Raw genomic sequence first — 25,245 nt, forward strand, 5'->3', positions numbered from 1 at the left:
CGCGGCAAGAACGCCACGGCCGGTTCCCACCGTCGTCCAACTATGGCTCGAGCACGTAGCTGGTGAAGCCGCCATTGCCGGAAGTGACCCAATTAATGGCTTCATTGATCTGGTCGAGCGGAAATGTCCGCACCTCGAGAACTGAAAGGTCGATGGTCCCTGACTGGACCATGTCGGAGATCTCCATCCCTTCCGCGGTTGTAAGCCAGGCCGAGCCGGTCAGATCCATGGAGTTGTCCATCCACCATTTGGTGTTGAACAGCATGTCGCTGCCCGTGCCGCCGATGTTGATGATGCGGCCACCGCGCTTGACGCCCATCATGGCGTCCTTCATCGCATTCACATCGGCGACCGCGCCAAGGCAGTCGAGCATGAAGTCGGCCCCAACTCCGCCGGTCAACGACTGAACCCAATCCACGACCTTGCCTTCGGTGCTGGAGAAGATCTCGATCCGCTTTGGGTCGAGCTGCTTCAGGCGCTCGAGAAGCGGCTTGCCCCTGGCGACCGCGTAGACCTTCGAAATGCCCATGGCGAGCGCGAACATGACTGCCCCGACACCCAGAGTACCGGTCGCCCCATTTATGATCAGCGACTTGCCGGTCAGCCCCCCCAGCTTCTTCAGCGCGGAATAGGCCGTGCCGAGATAGCCCACCCGTGTCGCCTGTGGAAACGTCATGTTGTCGGGAATCTTGACGATCGCATTCTGGGGAGCGCGCATGAATTGCGCAAACCCGCCCCCTGGGTAGCGTTTGAATATCTCGAGGCTGTTCTGGTTAAAGCCGAAATAACCGTTGAAGGTGAAGTGCCCGCACTTCGCCTGCTGGCCCGACACGCAGGCATGGCAGGCGCCGCAGGAGCGCAGGGGGTTCACGTAGACCCGGTCGCCCGGTTTGATGGCGACAACCTGATCTCCCACCTGATGCACGATGCCGGCAGGGTCCAGACCGAAAATGGCGGGCTTCGGCGGCAGCGGCTGATGCGGGTACCAGGTTTCCCAGTTGTTCAGCACGTTGGCCAGATTTGGAACCATGCCGCAGGCCTTGACCTCAACCACCACGTCGGTTCCGGCGGCCACCGGCTTCTCGACCTCTTCCACGCGCATGGGCTCATTGACGGCATGCAACCGCGCCGCCCGCATCATGATTGTCACTGCTTGCTCCTCCCAACAGACCATACCGCCGGAAACCTTGATTGACATCCCGAGCGGATTTCAGATACCATACAGTATCTAGAATGATCGACGCAAGAGCCGATTTCGACAAATGGCCGGGCATCGCATCGGGCTGTGCCGGACTGACGAGAGCCAAAGATGTTCCAGCCCGCCGTTGCATCAGGCCGATCCGGTGCCGGTCCGTACCGGATGGACTGCCTGGGCTTTTTTTAGCGGTTTCGACAGCTCGACAAGGAGGATTTGATGCCGGAATTCGCATTATCTACCAACGATCTGCTGCGCATCCTGTGCGGGATCTGGTTTGTTCCGCACCTGATCGGCAAGATCAGGAATTTCGAGAAGGCGACGGCAACATTCGAGGCGGCCGGCCTGAAACCCGGTAGGATCTTCATCCTACTGACGATTGCATTCGAGGTCTTGGCCTCTGTCGGCATGGTCTTCAACATCTACCCACGGCTGGCAACCGCATGCGCGCTGGTTGTTCTGCTTGGCGCGAGCTATGCGGTTGTCCGCATCAACGGGTTTCGGTGGCGCTGGCAGTTGATGGGACCAGAGTTTCCGGTCTTCTGGGCGCTTGCATGCGTCCTGTCCGCACTCTAACGTCCGTTCCGATTCGGATACTCTTGGTATTCCGATACGCCTCTTGAAAGGAAATGGAATGGCGCGACTGACGCGCGAGCAGAGCCAGGCCTTGACCCGCGAGAAGTTGTTGTCGTCTGCGAGCGAAGTCGTGGCCCGCGACGGGTATTCGGGCGCGACGATCGAACGCATCGCGGAAGAGGCCGGCTACTCGAAGGGGGCCTTCTATTCGAACTTCGCGAACAAGGAAGACATCTTCCTGCAACTGCTCGAGGGCCATGCCGGCAGGGATGTCATCGAACTTTCCGGCCTGCTCGGTGACCTCGATGATCCTAACGGCGTGATCGATGTCGTCTGCAACTGGGCGAACCGGCGCGCGAAGGACAAGCGCTGGGGCCCATTGGCTATCGACCTTCTGCGCATTGCGCGCCGGGACAACACGCTTGAGGAGCGACATCTCCAGATATTCAGGGAACAGTGGGAGGGGTTGGGCACGCTTCTGTCCGCGAAAATCTTTCCCTTCGGCGATCCCGAGATCAGTCCCCTGAATGTTGGTGGGGTGGTGCTCGAATTGGTCTATGGCGGCCTCTCCAGCTTCATGGACGAGAAATCGCCCGGGGAGATGGTGAGGGCTACACTCACCTCGATGCACCTGGCCCATCTCTATCGACGCACGAAACAGTCGGCCGCTGAATAGTGCCGGATTCCAGGAAAAGTGTGCAGCTGTTTCCCATCCGCAAATCGGCGCTATCGCCTGAGATGCTGAAAAACACCTCATAACAACCGAAGGGTAAGGTTTGAATGGACACCGATCCTCGCCCCGCCAGTTCAATGCTCGACGCCATTGGCAATACGCCAGTGGTCCAGCTCAATCGCGTCGTTCCCGAAGGGGTCGGAAGGGTCTTCGTCAAGCTGGAGTATTTCAACCCAACCGGGTCGTACAAGGACAGGATGGCGAAGACGATCGTTCAGGGGGCGGAGCGTCGCGGCTCGCTGAAGCCCGGAATGACCGTGGTCGAGGCAAGCGGCGGCAGCACCGGCTCGTCGCTGGCATTTGTCTGCGCTGTCCGAGGTTACGGCTTCCACGTCGTTTCCTCCAATGCGTTCGCGCAGGAGAAGTTGAGAACCATTGCGGCGTTCGGCGCGACGGTCGACTTGATCGACAGCCCCTCGGGCAAAATCACCGCCGACCTTATCCCGAGCATGATCGCCCGCGCTCGCGAACTGGGTGCGACGGATGGCTATCTCTTTTCCGATCAGTTCAACAATTGCGACTCCCTGGCAGGCTATGAAACCATCGGGCAGGAACTGCTTGCGCAGTTCCCCGACGGCATCACCGCGTTCTGCGGTGCTGTCGGTATCGGCGGGATGCTGATCGGGGTCGCACGGGCGCTGAAGGGCGTCGATCCGGCAACGCGTATCGTCTTGCTGGAGCCGGCATCGTCGCCGGTCGTCACGCAGGGTCACGCCGGGACGCACCACGTCGAGGGGATCGGTATCGGCTTCATGCCGCCGCTGCTTCGCGAGCACCCGATCTACGACGAAGCACGCGGAATATCGGAGGCCGAAGCACGCGCGATGTGCCGGCGGCTGGCGAGCGAGGAAGGCATCTTCGCCGGAACGTCGACCGGCCTCAACGTGGTGGCCGCGATCGAGCTTGCCAAGGAACTTGGACCTGCCGCCACCGTCGTCACCGTAGCTTGCGACAGCGGCCTTAAGTACACCGCTGGAACTCTTTTCGATCGGCTATAGCGCATCGAACCTTTCGGATCCGACTCTAGTCCAGAAGCCGTTCGGATGAACGGTCGCCCGCTGTCGGCAGCGCGCAGTTGGCCAGGGCGGGTGTTACGTCAGGAATGCGGGCACGGCGAGCCCGAGCCTGCCTGCCGCCTTGGCGAGATTCCAGGCTGTGCCGGCAGCCAGCGGTATGCCCTTGGCGCTGCGCTCGCGCTGGGTTTCAAATCCGCGCTCCCCGGGCAGCTTGACGCCGTCGCGGTCGGAGACGGGCTCGAGCGCGTGGATCGCGTCCGCCAGCCGTTCCACCGAGGTGAGGAACGATGGCACATCTCCAAACGCCGCGGGATTGACGGCAAGCACGAGGCCGTTGAAGCCGCCCGTACTGTCACCGGACAGGGCAGGGGCAATGATGGAGTTGCCGACCAGAACGCTCGCCAGGATCTCGATCATCAGTGACAATCCGGATCCCTTTGGGCCGGCCATCGGTAGAATGGACGCCACGGCATGCGGATCTTCCGTTTCGGCGCCGTCGGCGTCGATGGCCCAGCCCCTTGGAATGGGCTGGCCCGCTTCCCTGGCCGCCATGATCTTGCCAAGTGCGACAGCCGCAGTGGACATGTCCAGGACGATCGGCTGGGCGCCGTCGGGGCGCGGAACGGCGATCGACAACGGATTGGTCGACAAGGCTTCGCCCTTGGCGCCGAAATAACTCATCAGCGGCTTGGACGCAGTCATGGCAATGCCCACGAACCCCTGGGTAGCCAGTCTATTCGTGAAATAGCCGATCGCCCCGGCATGCGACATGGCGCGGGCGCCGCACCAACCGATGCCGAACTTTTCGGCCAGGTCTCCCGCCTTGCCTGCGGCATGCATCATCGCGACCGAGCCGGGCGCCTTTCCGAAATCCAGGACGCAAATGGCTCCGAATTCCCGGATCACCGTTGGTTGCTGACCGGTACGGATCACACCGGTTTCGACCATTTCGATGTAGCGGGGGAGCCTGAGAACACCATGCGAATCCGCGCCGCGAAGGTTGGCCCAGACCAGCAGATCCGCAGTCTGCGCTGCTTCCTCCGGCGTAAAGCCGGCGGCACATAGCAGCGCGGTGGAAAAGTCGGTCAATTGGGATTGTTGGACGACTGGCATGCGCTGTTCTCCTGGCTCGGGCCGTGCGTCTCAGGTGGTCGGCGTCGCCGGGAAGAACTTGTCGAGCCACCCCTTGATCATCATCCTGGTGCGCGGTGCGTCATTGGGCGCCAGCGGGAAGTGCGCCGTGGTGTCGATCAGCATCAGTTCGGTCGGCTGCCCTGCCTTCTCGAACATGCGTATCGATTCGACCGTCGGCGTTATGATGTCGTTTGCGGTGTGGAACAGCAGCAGCGGCCGCGGCGCGATGTTCGCCACGACGTCATCAGCCCGGAAGTTCATCATCGACCAGGCCGTTTCCGTCGGGATTTCCATGATCGCCTTGGGCGACAGGTTCTTGCGCAGTTGCTCGGGGATCGGCACGGCGTCGAACCGCGACATCCACATGCTTGTGCCGGTCTCTTGCTTGTGCCTGCGGCCTGCCTCCAGAATGCCGATGAACCTGTCCCAGGATTCCGGCGTCGGGTGCTGCCCGCGGAATTTGCGCTCGCCATTACCCCAGCCGCAGGACGACAGGCAGCACGCCACGCGGTCGTCGACGCCGGCGGTGTAGACCGACACGGCAGCACCGAAGCTGTGGCCGGTGATGCCAATACGCTTCGGATCGATCTCGGGGCGCCTGGCGAGAAAGGTCAGCGCGTTCTTGGCGTCCGCGATCTGGTCGAAGCAGCGGACCTGGCCGCGATCGCCCTCGCTTTCCCCGCAAGAACGGAAATCGAAACGCAAGGCAGCGTAGCCGAATCCTTCCATCATCTCGGCCTGGATCTGGGCATGCGACTCGTCCTTCGAGCCGACGAAACCATGGCAAACGATGAAGGCGGGCAGCTTCTGCCCGGACTGATAGCTGTCGGGAATATGCAGAACCGCCGACAGTCTCAGACCGTCGGATTCGAACGTCAGTTTTTCCTGCATTGCGATCTCCTATCGGAAGCAGCGCCCGTCAGGTCGAGCTGCTTCGCCTTGCTTCTTACGGTCCGCGAAGGGCGACCGGCGGCTGCGCCGATCAGTCGATCCTGGCGAACGGAAAATGATGCTCGCGCCACTCCTGGGGAGCGGGAGAGCCCCAGACATTCATCTGGCGCACGTTTCCCGGCCGCTCCAGGTTGGTGATGACGTTGGGCACGAAGTGGGCGTCGTCGGCGACCGTGTGCATGGCGCCGGAACACTCGACCATCGCCCCACTGGCATCGAGATAGTAGGCATAGGTGTTGTCGCCCGGACGATGGCGGCCCGGTCCCCAAAGGAGCTGGCGATCGAAGCCGTCGAGAATGTCGCCGAGCCGGCAGTAATCGCTGAAGTGGCTGAATTCGAAGGAGTAGTGGTGGAGCCCGGCCGGGCCCTTTGCCAGACCGAGAATATGGTGCTGGCGGTTGCCGCCATACATCCAGCTCAGGGCCTCGTTGACCATGCGTTCGGTAAGCTGCATGCCGCATATTTCGGAAAGCTGCCGCCTGGTGGCGACCGGGTCGGGGGTGATGAGGTTGATATGGTCGAGCCGCCGCGGCTTGATGCCGTTGGTTGGGTAGCGCGGGTTGTACATATCGTCGCGTGCCGGGGTATGAACCTCGAAACGCAGTCCTTCCGGCGTCGCGAACGTCATGCCGGCGTCACAGCACGCCATGCTGGGTTCTCGCGAAAGAATTCGGCAGCCGGCGCCCTCCACGCGTGAGGCGGCTTCCGCCACGGCTTCGGCGGTCAGGGCTTCGAGCCCGATCGTATGGCAGGAATTCTCATCGGATTGGACAAGCACGAGCTCGGCCTTGCGGCCATTCGAGCTCAGCCATGTCTGGTCCGCCATCTGCCCGGTGACCCGCAAACCGAGAATCTCTGTCGAATCATGGATCACTGCCCCCACGTCACGGACATTCAGCTTTATGTGACCGACCCCGAACACCAGGTGCATCACTATTCTCCTCCTGCGGCCGCAGCATGGCCCTGGCGACCTGCTTAGATCAAACTGAACCCAAGGGCAACAATTTTCGAAATTAAATATTATTACGAAATATTTTGCAAGCTATCTCCGACCACTGTGTTTCGCAGCGTTCCAATGCCTGGGATTTCGATCTCGACCTCATCGCCGGGGAAAAGAAACCGTGGCGGATTGCGGCTGGCGCCGAAGCCCGATGGCGTGCCCGTAACAATGACGTCGCCAGGGTCGAGCGGAGCGAAAGTCGAGATGTAGGAAATGAGCCAAGGTATATCGAAGATCATCCGGTCGATCGCGACCGACTGCATGGTCACGCCATTGACCCGGCTCTCCAGGAAAAGCCGCTTCGGATCCGGGATCTCCTGTGTGCACGCCATCCAGGGACCGAACGCGCCGCTGTGAAAGAAGTTCTTTCCGGGCGTGAACTGGCTTGAGTGTTTCTGCCAGTCGCGGACGCTCCCTTCGTTGAAGCAGGCATAGCCGGCAACATATGCCATCGCTTCGGCGGCCACGATCTTGTGCGCGCGGCGGCCGATGATTGCCGCCAGTTCGCCCTCGAAATCGAACTTCTCGGACACTGTTGGCTTGACGAGCGCGCCTCCGTGACCAGTTTGCGCTTCGGCGTTGCGCATGAACAGCAGCGGAAACTCGGGCGCCGCCTTGCCCTCCTCGTGGAAATTGGTGGCGACGCAGAAGATCTTGCCTGGGTTGGGAATCGGCGGGAGCAGGGTGACGTCCTTCAGCCACACGGTCTCAAGGTTGCGCTCACTTGGCGCGAGGTCGGGGAAGTGGCTCCCGACATAGGCTTTGAGGTCCTGTGGCGCGCCGGGAATGGTATCCAGCCGCAGGATGGTTTCACCGTCGACGATCCCGTAGCCGGGACCGGAAATGTCAATGAAAGAAGCGAATTTCAACGGCTCACCTGGTTCCTGGAAGGCGCGCCCGGAAAGCGGGCGATCCCTCGCTGGAAGATGGCACTCGCGAAGGCGAGTCTCAGTCTATAGCGCATAGTTACGAAAAAAGATTGATATTTCGAAAAAACTATGCGACCTACCGATCCCATCTCGGAGGAGACCCATTTGTGCGCCGAAAGCTCGGCCCGCACTGGTTTGAGCGAAAGGGAGAAATCGACGTGACAGCAATTCCACAGGCGATGAAGGCCGCGCGTATGCACGAGGTCGGCGGCCAACTCAGGATCGAGGACGTGCCGGTCCCGAAGCTCGGCTCGATGGACGTTCTCGTGCGTGTCAAATCGTGCGGCATCGTTCCGAACCTAGCCAACATACTGGCGATGTGGCCGACCTGGTTTCCGCACATGCCGCAGCCGCCGCTGCCGGCAATCTTCGGCCTTGATCCAGCCGGCGAGATCGCCGCGGTGGGCAGTCAGGTCCACAATCTGAAGCCCGGGGATCGTGTCTACGTCAATCCGGGGCGCTCGTGCGGCAGTTGCCGCCATTGCCGGCGCGGCGACACCATCTCCTGCCGCCACTACGCCTTCCAGGGCTATTTCGGGTTCAGCCACGACGCTTTGCAGACATTCGAAGACTACCCGGTTGGCGGCATTTCCGAATACATGGCCGCGCCGGCATCGGCGATCGTGTCGCTCCCCGACAATATGAGTTTCGACCAGGCGGCGCGGCTCGGCTATATGGGCACGGGTTATTCGGCCCTGAAAAAGGCGCGGGTCGGCCCCGGCGACACGATCCTCGTCAACGGCATTTCCGGCACGCTCGGCATCTCGATCGCGGTCTTCGGTCCGTCCTTCGGCGTGAAGAAGATCCTCGGCACCGGGCGCGACAAGAAGTTGCTGAAGGAAATCGAGGCCCTGGCGCCCGGCATCATCGAGACGCATTCGCTGGAGGAAGGCTTACCGGACGAATGGGCTCGTTCGAGGACAGCTTATAGCGAGGGTGTCGATGCCTTCATCGACTGCAGCGGACCGGGCACGCCGCACGAGCCCTTCCTGGCGGGCCTCAAGGCGCTGCGCCGCGGCGGTATCGCCGTCGATATTGGTGCGGTGATGGGCGCGGTTTCCGTCGACGTACACATGATGATGGACCGCAACCAGCGCCTGATCGGTTCGGCCTGGCTGACGACCGCCGAAGGCCAGGAAATGGCCGACCTCGTCGGCATCGGCAAAGTCAGCTTCGGTCTTCTGGAGACCCACGCGACGCCCATGGGGCGGGTCAACGAAGCGATTTCGGGTATCGCCGTGCGCCATGGCGGCTTCTCGAATTTTGTGATCCATCCATAATTGCGTACCGAATGGTATGCTGATACCAGATAGTATCCAAATTGTCCGTTGGGAGGATAAGACATGAATATTCGCCGCGTCGTCACCGCCAGGAACGCTGCAGGAAAATCGGTATTCCTTAGCGACGGCATCTCACCGCGCGAAATGGCGTTACAGCACACGCCGGGTTTTGTTTCCTCGCCGCAATGGAAGATCGACGGCTCGCCCGATCTAGCCACGCCTGGCAACACCGATCCGATGGCTGCGGACGGCACGCTTCTCGCCTCGGTCGGTGGGTCGGTGTTCTGGCTGATCACCTTCCCGCCGGACAGCGTGGTGATGTCGCCAGACTGGAAGCCGGAACTGGCTCTGCCTGAGCATGGCAAGGCGGCCCCTGGTATCGCCGAGCGGTTCGAACCGGATCATCCGGGCATGCACACGACGCCGACGGTCGACTATGTCACCGTCGTCAAAGGCACGGTTGTGCTCGAACTCGACGACGGCAAGAGCGTGGAGCTGCATCAGGGGGATACGGTTGTGCAGCAAGGCACGCGCCATGCGTGGCGAAATCCGACCAGCGAGCCGGTGACGGTGTCGGTGGTCATGCTCGGCGCCAGGACGGCTTGAGGCCTCTCATCCGAACCGCGTTCGATGGCTACCGGCCCGCGGACGCGCGTCGTTCTGGCGGCGTTTCGCCCTACGGCGTGTCCGGCGCGCCTTCCCAGGCGATATCCCCCGCCTCCTCGTCGCGCAGATTGGTGCGCGCCACGTCTGCCAGGATTTGTCGAACCCAGCGATGCAAGCCGGAATGATGGGTCCTCTCGGTCCAGTACATGTCGACCTGTATCGAGACATCGACTGGAAAGCGGCGTAGCGCCAGTCTCTCCGAAAGCCGGCCCGCCAGTCGGTAGGGTATCGTCGCCACCAGATCGGAGCCAGGGATCAGCCGCTCAAGGATGTCGTGGCTCGAGACCGTCACCGCGGGTGTGATGGCGATGTCCATCGCCCGCAGCGCCGCAAAGTAGAGAGCCTCCCAGCGACCATTGTGGGTCACAGCGACGTGTTGCATCGTCCGGTATCGTTCGAGGCTCACATCACCCTGTGCGAGTGGGTGCCCCGGATCCATCACGCATGCGTAGAAGTCGGTAAACATCTTGCGGCGGTAGAACGCCTCCCCAAAGATAGAAACCGGACCGAGAACGATGTCGCTCGTGTTCTGCTTGAGGTGCTGCCTTCCGTCCACCGCCGATTCAAAGATGTGGATCCGGGCATTGGGTGCTTCCCGCTGGGCCCGGCGTACAAGGTCAGGGATCAGAAACATCCGCTCGTGATGATTGCATGAGATCGTCACGTTGCCTTCCGCCGTCGCGGGATCGAACCCTAGCGGAGACGAGATTGCTCCCATCTGCTCGATGATGCGCCGCGCCTCCTGCGCGAGCTGACTGCATTTCTCGGTGGCGAGAACCGCGTTCCCCTGCCGGACGAACAGAGGGTCGTTGAACGCCCCGCGCAGTCGCTTGATCGTGTAGCTGATCGTCGACTGGTTGACGCCCAGACGCATCGACGCCTCCGAGAAGGAGCCGCAGTCCTGCACCGCGATCAGCGTCTGCAGCGCCCCCAGATCGATGCTGGCGAGTTCCTCGGGCAGCATTCAAGCCTCTCCATGCAAGATTTCGATAACATGTATCTAACCCATCGACTTGCTGGATGCAGCCTCCTTTTTGTATCAGTCCCGAAAAGGGAGAAAACACATGGGCGAGCCCGTCAAGGTCGTAAGCGACATCGTGTTCGAGGATCTGCTGGCCAATCCGTATCCTGTATTCAAGCGCGTCCGCGACCTCGGGCCGGTGGTCAAGGTCGAGGCAGCCAACATCATGATGGTCACGCGCTTCGATGACGTCATGAATATCGAGCGTGATCCGGAGACCTTCTCGTCCGTCAATCCGGGCTCCCTTCTGAACACGGTGATCGGGCCGAACCTGATGCGCAAGGACGGCGACGATCATGCGCGGGAGCGCGCGGCGCTGGATCCGAGCCTGCGACCCGGTGTCGTCAAGCGCTGCTGGGCCGATCCGATGCGGGCGATCGCCGATGAGGTCATCGCCCAGATCGAGCACAAGGGCGAGGCGGAATTCTTCGAAGAACTCGCGGCGCCGATAGCGGCGCGTGCGCTGGGGGAGATCCTGGGATTCGAGGGGGTCGACTGGCAGACGATGGTGTTCTGGTCGCAGTCGCTGATCGACGGGTCCGGAAACTATTCTCATGACCCCGAAATTGCGCGCAAGGCGAAAGAGGCGGCCCGCGAGGTCGAAGCCCTCGTGGACAGGATGCTGCCCCGCCACCGCGAGAACCCCAATCCGTCGATGTTGTCTTCGATGCTGCAGGCCGATCCGCCGCAGAGCGTCGAGCAGATCTACGCCAACATCAAGGTCGCACTCGGCGGCGGCCTGAACGAGCCTCGCGATTCTATCCTCACGATGATCCTGGGACTGCTGCAGAACCCCGATCAGCTGGAGCGGGTGAGGGCCGATCCATCGCTGTGGGCGCCGGCCTTCGAGGAGGCGGTGCGATGGATTTCGCCGATCGGCATGTATCCGCGTCGCCTGACCCGCGACGCCGAGATCTCGGGCACGCTGGTCAAGGCAGGCGAACAGGTCGGGCTCTGCGTCGGCGCCGCCAACCATGACGACCGCCGGTTCGCCGACCCCGAGAAGTTCGACGTCTTCCGCGAAAAGAAATCGCACCTCGCCTTCGGCGCCGGTTCACATTTCTGCGCGGGAACCTGGGTCTCTCGCGCACTGGTGAGCCAGATCGTTGTGCCGATGGTGTTCGAGCGGCTTCGAAACCTGCGGCTCAAGGATCCCGAACTGGTGCGAGTTCGCGGTTGGGTATTCCGCGGCCCTACGTACATGCCCGTTGTTTGGGACGTTTGAGGACAAGCGCCATGCCGACGGTCATCTTTGTTCATCCGGACGGAACGCAACAGCGCGTGGACGCCCGCAACGGCCGCACCCTGATGGAAACCGCGCTGGACAACAGCGTGCCGGGCATCATCGCCGAATGCAACGGCTCCGCCGCCTGCGCCACATGCCATGTCGTCCTGCCGGAAGACGTCAAGACGATGCTGGGTCCCGTCAGCGACCATGAGAACGACATGCTCGATTTTGCTGACGCGCCGCGCGAGCCGGGGAGCCGGCTGAGCTGCCAGATCAAGATCAGTGACGTGCTGGACAACGTGTCCGTCCGCGTCCCGTCGGCGTAGCTGCGGCGGTCGGCCATGCCCAATCAACCGGACCATTTCGCCACCGCATCCGCCGTGGACGACAGTCGAATAGTGATCGTCGGCGCCGGGCAGGCCGGATTGTCCGTGGCGGAAAAGCTGCGGGCCTACGGCTTCCGGGGTGCGATCATGCTGGTCGGCGACGAACCCTACGCGCCCTATCAGCGCCCGCCGCTCTCCAAGGCCTACCTTCTCGGCAATCTGGAGCGTGAGCGGCTGAAGCTGAAGGCCGAGGACTGGTACGAGAAGAACACGATCGATGTCCGCACCGGAGTCGGTGTCGGATCGATCGACCGGCAACGGCAATGCGTTCACCTGGCCGATGGGGCGACGCTCCCTTACGACCAACTGGTCCTGGCGACCGGGGCGGTTGCTCGCCAATTGCCCGAGGCAATGGGCGGGAGCCTGGCGGGTGTGTTCACCATCCGGTCACTGACCGACATCGACCGGCTCAGCCCGGCGATCGAAAAGGGCGGTAATCTCCTCGTTGTCGGGGGCGGCTATATCGGGCTTGAGATCGCGGCCGTTGCACGAAGCATCGGCATGGTCGTCAACGTCGTGGAAGTCGCCGACCGCCTTCTGGCGCGTGTGGCGTGTGCGGAAACGGCCGCCGAGGTCGAGGCACTGCACAGGTTGCAGGGCGTGACGTTCCACCTGGGCAAATCGCTGGACCGCCTGCTCGGAACCGATCGGGTCACGGCTGCACGATTGGCCGACGGCACGACGATCGAGGCGGACCTTGTCGTGGCCGGCGTGGGCGCGCTGCCGGCCACCGGCTTGGCCGAAGCGGCCGGGTTACTCGTCGACAACGGCGTCGTCGTCGATGCTTTCGGCCGCACCAGCGATCCTTGCATCTGGGCGGCCGGCGACTGCGCGAACTTCTCGCTCCCGGAAGGCGCATTGCGCATGGAGAGCGTCGGCAATGCCATCGACAGCGGCGATCTCGTGGCCCGAAACATCATGGGCGCACACCAGCCCTATCTGCCCAAGCCCTGGTTCTGGTCGGATCAGTTCGATCTGAAACTGCAGATCGCCGGAATTTCCCGGCCGAAGGACGCTGTGGTCGTGCGCAAGGGCGAGGGCCCGGGGCGGTCGCACTGGTACTATCGGGATGGGCGGCTGGTTGCGGTCGACGGATTGAACGCGCCCCGCGACTACCTGATCGGCAAGCGACTTCTGGCCATGTCAGTCAGCCCGGATTCCGCTCAGGTCGCGGACGCGGCCATAGCGCTTGAAATCTTCGCGAAGCCGTCGGCCTGAACCGATGGCCGAACATGCGCATCCCTGCCTTGCGGTCGCGCGGTGTCGGCGGATGCAACAAGAATCCATTTGACATTCGTTACGGTATTTGAGTACTGTTAAGGATGCCTAATATGCCCGCCCTGAGTGGCGCAAGTGGGAGACCGTGGTGGGCAATCCGGGAAGTCTCACGTTGCGGCATCAAACTCGAAAAAAAGTCGCATCGCCCACTGATTCACATAAATAACGAAAATCCTGATCTTGTCGAAATTTGTTGTTAAGTTGGAGGAAGTGACGTAGATCACGGACACGTTTCCCGATTGTCAGGCGCCCCCGGGGAGGGGGCGAAATGAACTGCAGCCGAAACGAAAATGGGAGGAATTTCAATGTTGCGACGCTGTTTCAAAGTACTCATGCTTTCGGCCGGGCTTGCGCTCGGCATTGCCGGCGCGGTGTCTGCTGAGGAGCCCATCAAGATCGGGGTGAGCGCCTCGAAGACAGGCCCATTGGCCGGTGGCGCCTCGGGCGTGCTTTGGCCCAATATCAAACTCTGGGCCGACAAGGTGAACAAGGAAGGGGGCATCAAGGTGGGCGATCACAAGCGCCCGATCGAGATCGTCGAATACGACGACAAATCCGCCCCTGAAGAAGCCGTCAAGAACATCCAGCGGCTTGCGACGGAAGACCAGGTGGATTTTCTGATCCCGCCCTATTCGACCGGACTCAATCTTGCGACGGCTCCCCTGATCGCGAAATACGGCTACCCGCAGATCGTTTCGACCGGCAACGCCAACGATCTGGATCAGTTCGTCCAGCGTTGGCCGAACACGTTCTGGCTGTTGGGTCCTGCGCAGGGCCTGGCGGAAGGCATCGTGGGAACGCTCACGCAGATGCGTGATGCCGGCAAGATCGGCAACCGCGTCGCGCTGGTCAACGTTTCGGATGCGTTCGGCCTCGAAATGATCAAGGACGGCAAGCAGGCTTTCCAGAAGGCCGGCTTCGACATCGTCTATGAAGCATCCTATCCGCTTGGCAATCAGGACATGGCACCGGTCATCGCCAGTGCCAAGGAGGCCAAACCAGACGCCTTCGTCGCCTACTCCTATCCGCCGGACACATTTGCGCTTACCGAGCAGGCACAGTTGCAGGGGCTCAACACCAAGGCGTTCTTCGTCAGCGTCGGCGGCAATCTGGATGGTTTTGGCAAGCGCTTCGGCAAGGCGGCCGACGGCATCCTCATCATGGGTGGCGTAAATCCCAACGATCCCGTTTTCCAGGCCTACCGCAAGGAGCACCTCGCGGTCACCGGACAGGAGGCCGACTGGTGGGCGAGCCCGGTTGCCTATGCGAGCCTTGAGATCCTGCAGCAGGCAATCGAGCGGACCGGAAGCATCGACAAGGCGGCTGTCAACAAAGAGATCCAGTCGGGCACGTTCGATACGGTTCTGGGCAAGATCACCTTCGACAACAATATCAACCACAGCAACTGGACCGTCGGCCAATGGCGTGACGGCGTGGTTCACGGCGTCAGGGCCACTGGCGGCCTTCAGGGTGCGGAAGAACCGATCCTGAAGCCTGACTGGCAGAACAAATAGACAAAATGGCGCCCGGGTCTGGCATATGACGCCAGGCCCCGCGCTTTTGAGATTTCGTTCATGCAAATCCTCCTGACTGGCGTGCTGCTCGGCGGTGCGTACACGCTGATCGCGCTAGGCCTTACCCTTCAGTACGGCGTGTCGCGCATCATGAACCTCGCCAATGGCGAAACCCTCGTGGCGGCCTGCTTCGTCACCTTCTGGCTGTACACCGGCTACAACGTGAACCCCCTCGTGGGGCTTCTGTTGATCGGTCCCGCGGCATTTGTGATCAACTGGCTGATTTACACTTGGCTGCTCTTGCCGCTCGTCAAACGCGCCAAAAACCGCGGCATGCTCGAGGTCGACTCGATCCTCGCGACTTTCGGGCTGCTCTTCCTATTCCAGGGATTGATGCTGCTGACGTTCGGCGGGGACTACTTCAACTACCAGTTCCTGGCGCAGCCATTCTCCATCCTGGGTGGCTCGTTTGGCTTGAATCGTATCGTCGCCTTTCTTGCAGCCCTTGTCATCGCGATAGCGCTCTACCTGTTCCTCTACCGCACCGACAAGGGAATGGCGGTGAGGGCGGTCGCCATCGATCCGCGTTCGGCGAGACTGGTCGCGATCGACGTGCGCAAGACCGCGGCGTTTGCCTTCGCGCTGGGTGGAGCACTGACCGCTTGCGCAGGCACGCTCTTGTCCACCTTCTACACGTTCGACAGTTCGATGGGCGTCATCTTCACGATGAAAGCCCTGATCATCGTTACCATGGGTGGCGTCGGCGACGTGCGGGGCGCGGTGCTGGCGGCGCTGATACTGGGGATGATCGAAACCCTGGTGGCCAGCTTCGTGGACCCCGGGCTCACGCTCGCAGCGAACTACGCGCTCTTCATCCTTGTTCTGCTGTTCCGCCCGCAGGGCCTGTTCGGGAGGCGACCGGCATGATGCATGTTCATCGCAATGAACTCGCCATTCTGGGCGCGGGGCTTGTCGGCGCCGCGGCGCTGGCCTTCCTTCCGCTGGTCACCGGAGGCTTCTGGCTGACGCTCAGCGTCAATATCATGCTCTATGCAGCGCTGTGCACGGCGTGGACGCTGTTTTCCGGGCCCACGCACCTCGTCTCGCTTGCCAGTGCCGCCTTCTTCGGTGTCGGAACCTATTCGGTCGCGATACTCATTGACGTGCTGCCGTTTCCTGCCCTGCTGCTCGTCGCGGCGGTCTCCGGCTCTCTTCTGGCCATACTGGTGGGGTTGGCCACACTAAGGCTGTCGGGCGCCTATTTCGTCATCTTCACTCTTGGTCTCGCCGAACTGATCGGTCAGCTCGTGACCTGGGTGCAGACCAATTTCGGCGGAAAAATCGGGCTCTACGTATTCACGGACTTCAGCGAGGCCCACCTATATTGGATGCTCCTCGGGCTGACGTTCGTCATCTTCATGAGCGGATGGCTGATCAACCGGTCGCGGCTCGGATTCGCCTTGCGCATCATCGGCAATGACGAGACTGTGGCGCGCCACATTGGCGTGGACACAGCCCTTTCGCGGATCGTTCTGTTCGCGGTTTCCGGGGCCTTCATCGCGGTCGCGGGCGCGATCATGGCGCCGAGATACGCCTATATAACCCCGCAGGCGGCATTCAACCCGATGGTTTCCTTCACGGTCGTCATCATGGCGCTGCTTGGCGGGACGCGCCGCCTCTGGGGCCCGCTGGTGGGGGTGATCCCGTTCACCCTGGTGATGGATTTCATCTCGGGCCGGTTTCCCAACCACACTCCCATAGTCGTCGGCATCGCTTTCCTGGCCATTGTCTATCTGCTGCCGGACGGCGTGACCGGCCGGCTCGAGGCTATGTTCCGCCGTTCGATCGGGCAGCGCGATATGCCTGCGCTGCCCGATCCCACGCCTTCCGGGGAGAACCCATGATCCCTCCTCTTCTTCGCATCGACAACGTCCGCAAGGCCTTCGGTGGGCTCGTCGCGGTCAACGACGTCAGCTTCGAGGTTGCCGAAGGCGAGCTGTTGGGGCTGATCGGCTCGAATGGATCGGGCAAGACGACCATGCTCAACCTGATCTCGGGCGCTCTTTCGCCGACATCGGGCAAGATCGCGTTGAACGATCGTCCCATCGCCGGCCTCGCGGCCCACCGGATAGCCAGGATCGGCGTTGCCAGGACGTTTCAGCTGGTGCGCGTCCTGCCATCCATGACGGCTGTCGAAAATGTCCTGGCCGGTGCCGTCTTCGGGCACAAACGGCTTTGGGGAGAGCCGGCCGAGGCGCTGGCGCGCGAACTTCTTGCCAAGGTAGGATTGCGGGGGCGCGAGGCAGTGCCTGTTTCCGCAATGACATACATCGACCAGAAGCGGATCGAACTGGCCCGCGCGCTGGCGGGCGACCCTCAGGTTCTGCTGCTCGACGAATGGCTCGCCGGTCTCAACCCAACCGAGCTCACCATCGGCATCGATCTCATCCGCGAGATCAGCGCGCAGGGGCGCACCGTCATCATGGTCGAACATGTGATGGATGCGATCCGAGCACTGTGCGGCCGTTGCGTTGTGATGAGTTCAGGCACGAAGATCGCCGATGGGCCGTCCGCCGACGTACTGGCGGATCCTGAAGTCATCCGCGCCTATCTGGGAGACGACGATGCTTGAGGTGAGCAATCTCGGCGTCCGCTATGGACGGCACGTCGCGCTGGAAGGCATTTCGACGCAGATCTCGAAGGGTGAGATCTGCGTCATCCTGGGTGCGAACGGCGCCGGCAAGTCCAGCCTGCTGGGCGCAATCGCTGGACTTGTCGGCAAGGAATCCGGCTCGCGCGTGGTGATGAACGGCAAGGACGTGAGCGGGCTCGAGGCTCACCTCATCGTTGAAGAGGGGATTGCGCTCGTGCCGGAAGGCCGAGGCATCTTCGGTGACTTTACGGTCGCGGAGAATTTGCGGATCGGCGCCCACGCCAGTCGGGCCAAGGCCAATGCGGCGAAGACGCTGGCATTTGTCTACGACCTCTTCCCGCGCCTCGCGGAGCGTGAGGAGCAGCTTGCGCAGACCATGTCGGGTGGCGAGCAGCAGATGGTTGCGATCGGACGGGCGCTGATGTCGAAGCCCGACATCCTGATGCTGGACGAGCCCTCGCTCGGCCTTTCGCCACTGCTTTCCAAGAACCTGTTCAAATCGCTGGCCACCATCGCGGCGGAGGGCATCGGCATCCTGCTCGTCGAGCAGAACGCACGGTTGAGCCTCAAGACCGCCGACCGGGGCTATCTGATCGAAACCGGTCGGATTGTCGGCGAGGGTGCCGCCGCCGAGCTTCTCCACGACCCGACCGTGGAGCGCGCATATCTGGGGGGAGCATCCGCCAGCGCTGTCCGCTAGCGGGCTTCCTTGGAACGCGCATCGGTCGAGACTTTGCCGCGGCGCGAATCCCGAACGAATTTGTCGAATACAAAGAGGGTAGATGCATGCCTGTGCTTGAATCTGAAATCCTGATAGACGCAACGCCGCAGACGGTATGGAGCGTGCTCGACGACATCGAACGCTATCCGGAATGGAATCCGGCCTTGCCCGCGCTGAGCGGCAGGACGACCGTCGGCCAGAAGGTCGTGGGCACGCTCCGACAGCCAAATGTGCCGGAGCGCGAGGTCACGCCGACCATCACGCGCATTGTCGGAGCCAGGGAACTGCGCTGGTTCAGCCAGGCACCGGGCGGCGTGTTCAGCGCCGAACATATCTTCATCCTCGAACCGACCGAGGACGGCAAGACGCGCGTGCTGCACAACGAAGTGTTCGACGGCCCGATGGCGGAAGAACGCTGGCCGAGCATCAACACCAATCTGCGGCAAGCCTATGCGGATTTGAACGCAGCGCTCAAGAAGCGCGCCGAAGAGATGCGCGACGCCGAGGTCAAGCTGCATCCGGCGGTCGGCAGGCCGGCATCCGGCGCCAGCGTCGAGGCAGCCACACTGCGCTGCGGATGCGCCAGCGATCCAGTGGAGATCAAGGTAAACGGTGCCATCCGGCACAATCACCTTTGCGGCTGCTCGAAGTGCTGGAAGCCGGAGGGAGCCGCTTTCGCCCAGATCGCCGTGGTGCCAGCGGGCTCGATCGAGGTCATTGCCAATGCCGGCAAACTTGAGCCGGTTGACGACAGCCAGAAGATCCAGCGCCTGCGCTGCAGGGACTGCGGTACCCATCTCTATGGCAAAGTCCCGGACGCGGATCACCATTTCTACGGTCTGGAGTTCGTCCATCCCGAGCTGGCGGCCGGCGATCGTCAGCCCAGGGTCGAGTTCGCAGCGTTTGTGTCCTCGCTCGTCGAGACGGGAACACCCGCGACCCATATGGTCAGCGTGCGCGGTGCGCTCGGCAGCGCGGGCATCCCCGCCTACGACGCCTTCTCGCCGGAACTGATGGACATCATCGCCTGGCACAAGGTGAAGCTCACCAAGGCAAATACCCCTTGATCCGTTCACCCGTGGGTGTCATTCGGGACGCTCCCGGACGGGCCGCTTGGCATAGCGATTTCGATCCAACGCCATTTTAGTCAGGAGCTTATTTGATGAAAACCCGCGCCGCTGTCGCTGTCGCCGCCGGAAAGCCGCTGGAGATCATGGAGGTCGACCTCGATGGTCCGCGCGACGGCGAGGTGCTGGTCGAGATCAAGGCGACCGGCATATGCCACACCGACGAATTCACGCTGTCGGGCGCCGATCCCGAAGGCCTGTTTCCGGCCGTCCTCGGCCATGAGGGCGCCGGCGTCGTCGTCGATGTCGGCAAGGGCGTCACTTCGGTCAAGAAGGGTGACCACGTCATCCCGCTCTATACGCCGGAATGCCGGCAGTGCCCGTCCTGCCTGTCGCGCAAGACCAATCTGTGCACCGCCATCCGCGCCACGCAGGGCCAGGGCTTGATGCCCGACGGCTCGTCGCGCTTCTCGATCGGCAAGGACAAGATTTTTCACTATATGGGCTGTTCGACCTTCTCCAACTTCACCGTGCTGCCAGAGATCGCGGTGGCCAAGGTCAATCCCGACGCCCCCTTCGACAAGATCTGCTACATCGGCTGCGGCGTCACCACCGGCATCGGTGCGGTCATCAACACGGCCAAGGTCGAGCAAGGCGCCACCGCTGTTGTTTTCGGCCTCGGCGGCATCGGCCTCAACGTCATCCAGGGTCTGAAGCTGGCCGGTGCCGACATGATTATCGGCGTCGACTTGAACAACGACAAGAAGGCCTGGGGCGAGAAGTTCGGCATGACGCATTTCGTCAATCCGAAGGAGATCGACGGCGATATCGTGCCCCATCTCGTCAACATGACCAAGCGAGGCGCCGACCAGATCGGCGGCGCCGATTACACGTTCGACTGCACCGGCAACACCAAGGTGATGCGGCAGGCGCTGGAAGCCTCGCATCGCGGCTGGGGCAAATCGGTCGTCATCGGCGTCGCCGGTGCCGGCCAGGAGATCTCGACGCGGCCGTTCCAACTGGTCACCGGCCGCACCTGGATGGGCACCGCTTTCGGCGGCGCGCGCGGCCGCACCGATGTGCCGAAAATCGTCGACTGGTACATGGACGGCAAGATCCAGATCGACCCGATGATCACTCACACGCTGAAGCTGGAGGACATCAACACGGGGTTCGACCTGATGCATGAGGGCAAGTCGATCCGAAGCGTGGTCGTGTATTGATTCCACTTTCCACGCACCATGCCGAGACTGACTTTCCGAGAGGCTTGATGAAGACCGTATCTGAAGTAAAATCCTTCGCGGGCGTTCAGGGTGTCTATTCGCACCAGTCCGAAAGCTGTGGCTGCGAAATGACCTTCGCCGTTTTCGTGCCGCCACTGGTCAGGGACCGGAAGGTGCCGGTGATCTGGTATCTCTCCGGCCTGACATGTACCCATGCCAACGTCATGGAAAAGGGCGAGTACCGCCGGCTTGCCGCCGAACTGGGGGTGATCGTGGTCTGCCCCGACACCAGCCCGCGAGGGCCTGGCGTCCCGGATGAGAAGGACAATTGGCAGTTCGGTTCCGGTGCGGGTTTCTACCTCGACGCCACGCAGGAGCCCTTCGCCGAGAACTACCGGATGTATTCCTACATCGTGACGGAACTGCCGGCCCTGATCGAGAGCGAATTTCCGGCCGACATGAGCCGGCAGGGCATCTTTGGCCATTCGATGGGTGGGCACGGGGCTCTGACCATCGCCTTGAAACACCCCGACCGCTATCGCTCCTGTTCGACTTTCGCGCCGATCGTCTCGCCGATGACGGCCGCATGGTCGAAACCGGCATTTGAGAAATATCTCGGGAAGGATGAAACTGCCTGGCGTACATATGATGCCTGCGCACTGGTCGAGGACGGAGCCCGCTTCGACGAGTTCCTGATCGACCAGGGCAGCGCCGACGGTTTTCTCGATGACGGTCTGAGGCCATGGCTCTTCGAAGCGGCCTGCAAGCAGGCGGGCATACCGCTCGCGCTCAACATGCGCGACGGCTACGACCACTCCTACTTCTTCATTTCGACTTTCATGGAGCACCACCTGCGCTGGCACGCCGAACGATTGCTCTGAGCAATCGCCCCTGGTGGCTTTGAATGCGATGACGCGGGCAGAGACGGCACTCCTACTGCGAAGGCAATTTGATTATTTCGAAAATAAGCTCTATTTTCCACATTTGGAAACATAGGGAATCGCAAGTATGGCCAACCCCCTCAGACCGGCGGGCGAGACGCGGGCCGGGGATGTCCTGGCAAGAATGCGCAGCGATATCATCGGTTGCGCGCTGAAGCCGGGAGCGAAGCTGCGCTTTGAGAGCCTGCGGGACTTGTATGAGGTGAGCTTCTCCACCCTGCGTGAAGCCCTGTCACGCCTGGTGGCGGAGGGGTTGGTTATTGCCGAGGGACAGCGTGGGTTCATGGTCGCCCCGGTCTCCTTGCCGGATTTGTACGACCTGACCGACGTGCGTGTGCTGATCGAACGGGAGAGCATCGGGCTGGCAATTGCCCGGGGTGACGATCAGTGGGAGGCGGACATCATCGCCACGTACCACCGCATGGATCGCCTCCAGAACCGCCTCGGGTCGAACTACTACCTGTCCGACGAATGGGGCAAGCTCCACGGCGGCTTCCATTTTTCGCTTGTAGCCGCCTGCAACTCGCCCAACCTGCTCGAGATCCGCCAAAAACTCTTTGAACGCGCGCACCGATACCGTCGGATGTCGTCGCAGTTCCGCCCGCAATGGCGCCCGAAAGACGTCGAGCACAAGACGATCATGGATGTCGTCATCGGCAGGGATACGGCGTCGGCCCAGCAACTCATCGAACGGCATATCCGCGAAACGACCGAAAACGTTGTCGCACATGCCGGCCATCTCTTTGCGCCGCCGGCGGAAGAGAGCGGCCCGCCGAAGCGTACCGTCCGCGTGGCGGCGGAATAGGCTCAAGCCAGTTCGTGTCGAAGGCCGTTCCGGCAGGCAAAACCTGCCGGTACGAGCATTGGATAGGTTACGAGCGGGCGCGTCCCTCGACTTCGATGAGGAGTTCAACCTCGTCTCCGATCATTCCCAGTGCAGCCTTCATGCCGAAGTCGCTGCGCTTGATCTGTGTCCGCGCGCTGAAGCCTATGACGTGGCTCTTGTCCCAGGGGTTCTGGCCGTCCTTGTTGAAGGTTACATTCAGCGTGGCCGGCTTGGTGACACCCGCGATCGTGAGATCGCCTGCAATTGTGCCGGTCTTGCTGTCGGTCGCTTTGAATTCCCGTCCGACGAAGGTGATTTGTGGAAACTCGGTAGCATTGAACCAGTCCGCACCCTGGATATCGCCGTCTCGCTGGGCACTGTTCGTCGAAATGCTCGCGACTTTCACGGAAACGTTGAGGCTGCTTGCCTCCGGTTTGGCCGCGTCGAACTCGAACGTACCGGAGAAGTCTCTCGCGACACCGATGACCCTCGAGAAGCCAAGGTGGTCGATGAAGAAGGCGACACCGGAATGCACGATATCGATGTCGAAGGTCGCGGCAGCCGCCCTTTCGGCGGCAACGGGCGTCCATGCGAGTGCGGCGGCAAGTATGATGGTGCGTAGTGATCTCGACATGCTGATGATCTCCTCCCTGTTGTTGGACCTGATAGTCCCCTCCGGGCTCAAACCGGGAAGCTTGAGCCGTAGCGTGCGACCACGGTCACCAGGGACGCGCTGACAAGCAGCAGGCACATCGCGGCGAATGCGGCAATCCTTACGAGTTTGTTGCTGATCCGGATCCGCCGCAGGAGCGGATCGACGGCTAGCGGCGCGAAGAAGACCAGCGCGAGCATGGCAAGCGCCAGCATGTCGGTCTTGCGCGTAATGAGCGTAACAGTCTGCGCAACCGCGATCATGCCACCTGCACCTCCGAGGAGGGACGCCGATCCAAAAGCGAAGTTTGGATTGGAAAGATTGCTGGCGACGATGCCCGCAATCGCGGCTGCAAGAAGCAGGCTGAGCTGGAAGCTCGAAGAAGATGCTCCCAGCAACGCGATTGGTGCGAATCCCGCGCAGGTAATGCCAAGCAGCACGGCGCGCCTGACGTCGGACTCGTCCTGAGCCCGCCCCATCCCACCGGACACGAGGTACATGACCAGAAGGCCCGACAACGCAGCCGCTGCCACCTCCAACACGGCGTCCGGCAGCAGAGCCGCCCCTATAAAGGCAGCGGACGCGACCGGCTGGAGAAGGATGAGTGCGCGCCCAAGCCAGCGATGGCCGGCGAGATCGGCCAGAACGCCGAGCACCGTTCCGATCGCGGCTATGTAGAAGATCTTGTTGACCGCTCCTACTGGCGGAAACGAAGGCACCTTGTTGTAGACGAGCCAATAGGCGACGAGGAAAAAGGCCGGGACCAGGAGGTCTGTCCAGACCCGCCCCGCGCGGAGCCAGCGCAGCAGCCCCGCAGCGACCAACGCCAGCAATCCCGCCACAAGCATGCCCAGGATCAGTGCTTCCTGCGGCGATATCGCGAGACCGATCATGTCGGCATTCCAGCAGTCGGTCGAACGCTTGGAACTTTCGGTCGCAGATCCTGGCTACCCACTTGGCGGTACCGCATGCTCCCCCCGGTTTGCTCACTTGACCCCGCTTAAGCCGGATCACATTCGGTTGACATTCCAGACGTTATTCAGATACCATTTGGTATTCTGAATTGAAGCTTCTGTCAATGAGAGCGGCGCCAAGGCTTCAGAATGCGGGGGCAACCGGGAAACCTCAGCTTGCAGGACAGACAAGGAAGCCCGTGCCCCAAGCGAGATTCTCAAGGGAGGACATCACCATGAACCATTCCGAAAACCTCGGCCTTGCCGAGCTTCACCTCGCCGGCGGCGCGCAGGGGTTCAATTGGCTCCCGGTCTTCATTGCCGAGGAGCAAGGCCTGTTCGAGAGACATGGGATCAAGATCGTCTACAAGCGCATGGGCAGTGTCGACAAAGCGACGGCCGCAGTGGTCGAAGGCGAGGCCGATCTGGCGATCACGCCGCCCGAAGGGGCAGTGGCGGATTTTGTGGAAGGCGGCGAACTGCGCGTCGTGGCCGGCAACGCCGTGCGCCTGCCAATGTCACTCGTCGCTCGTCCCGGCATCTCGTCGATCGCCGAGCTGAAGGGCAAGAGGATCGGCACGTCGTCACTGACGGAGGGCACTGCGATCTACACGCAAATCATGCTGGCCGAAGCCGGATTGCGCTATCCCGGCGACTACGAGTTTGTCCTGGCCGGTATCCATACGAAGCGCTGGGAAGCGTTGCAGTCCGGTGAGATCGACTGCGCGCCGCAGCCGGCACCCTGGAACTTCCTTGCGAAGGACGAGGGCTACGAGTTGATCGGAGAGGTCAATGTCGCAATCCCCGAAATCCTCTTCACCGCAATCATCGGAAAGGCCAGTTGGCTGAAAGCGAATGCGGATCTCGTTGCGCGCTTTCTCAAGGCGCTGATCGAAGCGCATGCGCTTACGAACGATCCGGCCAAGCAGGATCTGACGCTGCCTGTCTTCCAGCGCATCACCACACCGGACAGCCAATCGCTGGCGCTGCGGGGGTTGGACTACATGCGTGACATGGGAATGTGGCCCCAGGGCTTGGCCGTTCCCGATACGGCGCTCGAGACGACGATCGATCTGATGATCAGGGCGAATCTGCTCGACGAGGCCAGCAGAGGCATGGCGCATGGCGTCTTCGACCGGCGCTATCTGTCGGCCGCGGCTTAGAGCCTTCCATGTCTTGCTTGAAAACATCTCTGTTCGCCGATGGCGGAGCCGCGCACAAGACGGGCTTCCGCCAGCCGGTGCGCCCCGGTGAATTCGAGCCAAATCCTTCGATCATCGGGCTTGGCCGTGCCACCCGCAC

26 protein-coding genes are annotated in these 25,245 nt (G+C 61.8%); 18 read left to right on the plus strand and 8 right to left on the minus strand.

The genetic code is table 11. The features are described 5' to 3' along the window. Window positions 1–40: 40 nt before the first annotated feature. Window positions 41–1,198 carry an alcohol dehydrogenase catalytic domain-containing protein gene (locus ACFSQT_RS22775; protein WP_379022345.1) on the minus strand — a complete coding sequence of 386 codons (1,158 nt, stop codon included), beginning with the start codon at window positions 1,196–1,198 and terminating at the stop codon, window positions 41–43. Window positions 1,199–1,414: 216 nt separating this feature from the next. On the opposite strand from ACFSQT_RS22775, the gene ACFSQT_RS22780 reads away from it, so the two are divergent. The 3 genes from ACFSQT_RS22780 to ACFSQT_RS22790 all read left to right on the plus strand — a co-directional run bounded on the left by ACFSQT_RS22780 (window position 1,415) and on the right by ACFSQT_RS22790 (window position 3,502). Next, on the plus strand, window positions 1,415–1,771 hold the full coding sequence (locus tag ACFSQT_RS22780; RefSeq protein ID WP_379022347.1) for a DoxX family protein: 357 nt from the start codon (window positions 1,415–1,417) through the stop codon (window positions 1,769–1,771). Window positions 1,772–1,829: 58 nt separating this feature from the next. After that, a complete protein-coding gene (locus tag ACFSQT_RS22785) occupies window positions 1,830–2,447 on the plus strand; it encodes a TetR/AcrR family transcriptional regulator (RefSeq protein ID WP_379022349.1) in 618 nt (205 codons plus the stop codon). Between the two features lie 104 nt (window positions 2,448–2,551). Then, window positions 2,552–3,502, plus strand: coding sequence for a PLP-dependent cysteine synthase family protein (locus ACFSQT_RS22790; RefSeq protein ID WP_379022351.1), 951 nt, complete (start codon window positions 2,552–2,554; stop codon window positions 3,500–3,502). Window positions 3,503–3,595: 93 nt separating this feature from the next. Here the strand turns inward: ACFSQT_RS22790 and ACFSQT_RS22795 are convergent, their stop codons facing one another. The 4 genes from ACFSQT_RS22795 to ACFSQT_RS22810 form a co-directional block, all read right to left on the minus strand. Next, window positions 3,596–4,633: an Ldh family oxidoreductase gene (locus ACFSQT_RS22795; RefSeq protein WP_379022353.1), complete on the minus strand. Its 1,038-nt coding sequence runs from the start codon at window positions 4,631–4,633 to the stop codon at window positions 3,596–3,598. A 30-nt stretch (window positions 4,634–4,663) separates the two neighbouring features. Beyond that, window positions 4,664–5,545 carry an alpha/beta hydrolase gene (locus ACFSQT_RS22800; protein WP_379022355.1) on the minus strand — a complete coding sequence of 294 codons (882 nt, stop codon included), beginning with the start codon at window positions 5,543–5,545 and terminating at the stop codon, window positions 4,664–4,666. Between the two features lie 91 nt (window positions 5,546–5,636). Then, window positions 5,637–6,536, minus strand: a complete 900-nt coding sequence (locus ACFSQT_RS22805) for a VOC family protein (RefSeq protein WP_379022357.1) — start codon at window positions 6,534–6,536, stop codon at window positions 5,637–5,639. 92 nt (window positions 6,537–6,628) lie between these two features. Continuing rightward, entirely contained in the window at window positions 6,629–7,474 is an 846-nt protein-coding gene (locus tag ACFSQT_RS22810; protein WP_379022359.1) for a fumarylacetoacetate hydrolase family protein, read from the minus strand. Window positions 7,475–7,713: 239 nt separating this feature from the next. On the opposite strand from ACFSQT_RS22810, the gene ACFSQT_RS22815 reads away from it, so the two are divergent. Next, a complete protein-coding gene (locus ACFSQT_RS22815; RefSeq protein ID WP_379022481.1) occupies window positions 7,714–8,814 on the plus strand; it encodes an alcohol dehydrogenase catalytic domain-containing protein in 1,101 nt (366 codons plus the stop codon). A gap of 63 nt (window positions 8,815–8,877) precedes the next feature. Beyond that, entirely contained in the window at window positions 8,878–9,420 is a 543-nt protein-coding gene (locus ACFSQT_RS22820) for a cupin domain-containing protein (protein WP_379022361.1), read from the plus strand. A 70-nt stretch (window positions 9,421–9,490) separates the two neighbouring features. Here ACFSQT_RS22820 and ACFSQT_RS22825 read toward each other — a convergent pair whose 3' ends face one another. Continuing rightward, window positions 9,491–10,444: a LysR family transcriptional regulator gene (locus ACFSQT_RS22825; RefSeq protein WP_379022362.1), complete on the minus strand. Its 954-nt coding sequence runs from the start codon at window positions 10,442–10,444 to the stop codon at window positions 9,491–9,493. Window positions 10,445–10,544: 100 nt separating this feature from the next. Between ACFSQT_RS22825 and ACFSQT_RS22830 the strand changes: the two genes are divergently transcribed. The 12 genes from ACFSQT_RS22830 (at window position 10,545) to ACFSQT_RS22885 (ending at window position 22,317) form a co-directional block, all read left to right on the plus strand. Then, window positions 10,545–11,726 carry a cytochrome P450 gene (locus ACFSQT_RS22830; RefSeq protein ID WP_379022363.1) on the plus strand — a complete coding sequence of 394 codons (1,182 nt, stop codon included), beginning with the start codon at window positions 10,545–10,547 and terminating at the stop codon, window positions 11,724–11,726. Between the two features lie 11 nt (window positions 11,727–11,737). Beyond that, window positions 11,738–12,055, plus strand: coding sequence for a 2Fe-2S iron-sulfur cluster-binding protein (locus ACFSQT_RS22835; protein WP_379022364.1), 318 nt, complete (start codon window positions 11,738–11,740; stop codon window positions 12,053–12,055). 72 nt (window positions 12,056–12,127) lie between these two features. Further along, window positions 12,128–13,333: an NAD(P)/FAD-dependent oxidoreductase gene (locus tag ACFSQT_RS22840; RefSeq protein ID WP_379022366.1), complete on the plus strand. Its 1,206-nt coding sequence runs from the start codon at window positions 12,128–12,130 to the stop codon at window positions 13,331–13,333. Window positions 13,334–13,698: 365 nt separating this feature from the next. Then, complete coding sequence (locus ACFSQT_RS22845) at window positions 13,699–14,907, plus strand: amino acid ABC transporter substrate-binding protein (protein ID WP_379022368.1); 1,209 nt, start codon at window positions 13,699–13,701, stop codon at window positions 14,905–14,907. A 60-nt stretch (window positions 14,908–14,967) separates the two neighbouring features. Continuing rightward, window positions 14,968–15,834: a branched-chain amino acid ABC transporter permease gene (locus ACFSQT_RS22850; RefSeq protein WP_379022370.1), complete on the plus strand. Its 867-nt coding sequence runs from the start codon at window positions 14,968–14,970 to the stop codon at window positions 15,832–15,834. Next, window positions 15,831–16,811, plus strand: coding sequence for a branched-chain amino acid ABC transporter permease (locus tag ACFSQT_RS22855; protein WP_379022372.1), 981 nt, complete (start codon window positions 15,831–15,833; stop codon window positions 16,809–16,811). The genes ACFSQT_RS22850 and ACFSQT_RS22855 overlap by 4 nt, the downstream gene beginning before the upstream one ends. Further along, a complete protein-coding gene (locus tag ACFSQT_RS22860; RefSeq protein ID WP_379022483.1) occupies window positions 16,811–17,539 on the plus strand; it encodes an ABC transporter ATP-binding protein in 729 nt (242 codons plus the stop codon). Before ACFSQT_RS22855 ends, ACFSQT_RS22860 begins: the two co-directional genes overlap by 1 nt. Then, window positions 17,532–18,260 (plus strand): ABC transporter ATP-binding protein, encoded by a 729-nt coding sequence (locus tag ACFSQT_RS22865; RefSeq protein ID WP_379022374.1) that lies wholly within the window; start codon window positions 17,532–17,534, stop codon window positions 18,258–18,260. Before ACFSQT_RS22860 ends, ACFSQT_RS22865 begins: the two co-directional genes overlap by 8 nt. An 86-nt stretch (window positions 18,261–18,346) precedes the next feature. Beyond that, window positions 18,347–19,348 carry an SRPBCC family protein gene (locus ACFSQT_RS22870; protein ID WP_379022376.1) on the plus strand — a complete coding sequence of 334 codons (1,002 nt, stop codon included), beginning with the start codon at window positions 18,347–18,349 and terminating at the stop codon, window positions 19,346–19,348. Window positions 19,349–19,443: 95 nt separating this feature from the next. Further along, complete coding sequence (locus ACFSQT_RS22875; RefSeq protein ID WP_379022378.1) at window positions 19,444–20,571, plus strand: S-(hydroxymethyl)glutathione dehydrogenase/class III alcohol dehydrogenase; 1,128 nt, start codon at window positions 19,444–19,446, stop codon at window positions 20,569–20,571. 47 nt (window positions 20,572–20,618) lie between these two features. Next, on the plus strand, window positions 20,619–21,452 hold the full coding sequence (gene fghA / locus ACFSQT_RS22880; protein ID WP_379022380.1) for an S-formylglutathione hydrolase: 834 nt from the start codon (window positions 20,619–20,621) through the stop codon (window positions 21,450–21,452). Between the two features lie 127 nt (window positions 21,453–21,579). Further along, window positions 21,580–22,317, plus strand: coding sequence for an FCD domain-containing protein (locus ACFSQT_RS22885; RefSeq protein ID WP_379022382.1), 738 nt, complete (start codon window positions 21,580–21,582; stop codon window positions 22,315–22,317). 67 nt (window positions 22,318–22,384) lie between these two features. Here ACFSQT_RS22885 and ACFSQT_RS22890 read toward each other — a convergent pair whose 3' ends face one another. Both ACFSQT_RS22890 and ACFSQT_RS22895 read right to left on the minus strand, forming a co-directional pair. Next, window positions 22,385–23,023, minus strand: a complete 639-nt coding sequence (locus ACFSQT_RS22890) for a YceI family protein (RefSeq protein ID WP_379022384.1) — start codon at window positions 23,021–23,023, stop codon at window positions 22,385–22,387. After that, window positions 23,020–23,883 (minus strand): hypothetical protein, encoded by an 864-nt coding sequence (locus ACFSQT_RS22895; RefSeq protein ID WP_379022386.1) that lies wholly within the window; start codon window positions 23,881–23,883, stop codon window positions 23,020–23,022. The genes ACFSQT_RS22890 and ACFSQT_RS22895 overlap by 4 nt, the downstream gene beginning before the upstream one ends. 296 nt (window positions 23,884–24,179) lie before the next feature. Between ACFSQT_RS22895 and ACFSQT_RS22900 the strand changes: the two genes are divergently transcribed. Beyond that, window positions 24,180–25,106, plus strand: coding sequence for an ABC transporter substrate-binding protein (locus tag ACFSQT_RS22900; protein WP_379022388.1), 927 nt, complete (start codon window positions 24,180–24,182; stop codon window positions 25,104–25,106). Window positions 25,107–25,245 lie beyond the last annotated feature (139 nt).

Origin of the sequence: Mesorhizobium calcicola (genome assembly GCF_042682105.1) — a bacterium.
Lineage (GTDB): Bacteria > Pseudomonadota > Alphaproteobacteria > Rhizobiales > Rhizobiaceae > Mesorhizobium > Mesorhizobium calcicola.

Bases quoted from the DNA above. Each gene is read 5' to 3' on its own strand.
- ACFSQT_RS22775 (WP_379022345.1), bottom strand. From the start codon at position 1,198: ATGTCAATCAAGGTTTCCGGCGGTATGGTCTGTTGGGAGGAGCAAGCA.
- ACFSQT_RS22780 (WP_379022347.1), top strand. From the start codon at position 1,415: ATGCCGGAATTCGCATTATCTACCAACGATCTGCTGCGCATCCTGTGC.
- ACFSQT_RS22785 (WP_379022349.1), top strand. From the start codon at position 1,830: ATGGCGCGACTGACGCGCGAGCAGAGCCAGGCCTTGACCCGCGAGAAG.
- ACFSQT_RS22790 (WP_379022351.1), top strand. From the start codon at position 2,552: ATGGACACCGATCCTCGCCCCGCCAGTTCAATGCTCGACGCCATTGGC.
- ACFSQT_RS22795 (WP_379022353.1), bottom strand. From the start codon at position 4,633: ATGCCAGTCGTCCAACAATCCCAATTGACCGACTTTTCCACCGCGCTG.
- ACFSQT_RS22800 (WP_379022355.1), bottom strand. From the start codon at position 5,545: ATGCAGGAAAAACTGACGTTCGAATCCGACGGTCTGAGACTGTCGGCG.
- ACFSQT_RS22805 (WP_379022357.1), bottom strand. From the start codon at position 6,536: ATGCACCTGGTGTTCGGGGTCGGTCACATAAAGCTGAATGTCCGTGAC.
- ACFSQT_RS22815 (WP_379022481.1), top strand. From the start codon at position 7,714: ATGAAGGCCGCGCGTATGCACGAGGTCGGCGGCCAACTCAGGATCGAG.
- ACFSQT_RS22820 (WP_379022361.1), top strand. From the start codon at position 8,878: ATGAATATTCGCCGCGTCGTCACCGCCAGGAACGCTGCAGGAAAATCG.
- ACFSQT_RS22825 (WP_379022362.1), bottom strand. From the start codon at position 10,444: ATGCTGCCCGAGGAACTCGCCAGCATCGATCTGGGGGCGCTGCAGACG.
- ACFSQT_RS22830 (WP_379022363.1), top strand. From the start codon at position 10,545: ATGGGCGAGCCCGTCAAGGTCGTAAGCGACATCGTGTTCGAGGATCTG.
- ACFSQT_RS22835 (WP_379022364.1), top strand. From the start codon at position 11,738: ATGCCGACGGTCATCTTTGTTCATCCGGACGGAACGCAACAGCGCGTG.
- ACFSQT_RS22845 (WP_379022368.1), top strand. From the start codon at position 13,699: ATGTTGCGACGCTGTTTCAAAGTACTCATGCTTTCGGCCGGGCTTGCG.
- ACFSQT_RS22850 (WP_379022370.1), top strand. From the start codon at position 14,968: ATGCAAATCCTCCTGACTGGCGTGCTGCTCGGCGGTGCGTACACGCTG.
- ACFSQT_RS22855 (WP_379022372.1), top strand. From the start codon at position 15,831: ATGATGCATGTTCATCGCAATGAACTCGCCATTCTGGGCGCGGGGCTT.
- ACFSQT_RS22865 (WP_379022374.1), top strand. From the start codon at position 17,532: ATGCTTGAGGTGAGCAATCTCGGCGTCCGCTATGGACGGCACGTCGCG.
- ACFSQT_RS22870 (WP_379022376.1), top strand. From the start codon at position 18,347: ATGCCTGTGCTTGAATCTGAAATCCTGATAGACGCAACGCCGCAGACG.
- ACFSQT_RS22875 (WP_379022378.1), top strand. From the start codon at position 19,444: ATGAAAACCCGCGCCGCTGTCGCTGTCGCCGCCGGAAAGCCGCTGGAG.
- fghA (WP_379022380.1), top strand. From the start codon at position 20,619: ATGAAGACCGTATCTGAAGTAAAATCCTTCGCGGGCGTTCAGGGTGTC.
- ACFSQT_RS22885 (WP_379022382.1), top strand. From the start codon at position 21,580: ATGGCCAACCCCCTCAGACCGGCGGGCGAGACGCGGGCCGGGGATGTC.
- ACFSQT_RS22895 (WP_379022386.1), bottom strand. From the start codon at position 23,883: ATGATCGGTCTCGCGATATCGCCGCAGGAAGCACTGATCCTGGGCATG.
- ACFSQT_RS22900 (WP_379022388.1), top strand. From the start codon at position 24,180: ATGAACCATTCCGAAAACCTCGGCCTTGCCGAGCTTCACCTCGCCGGC.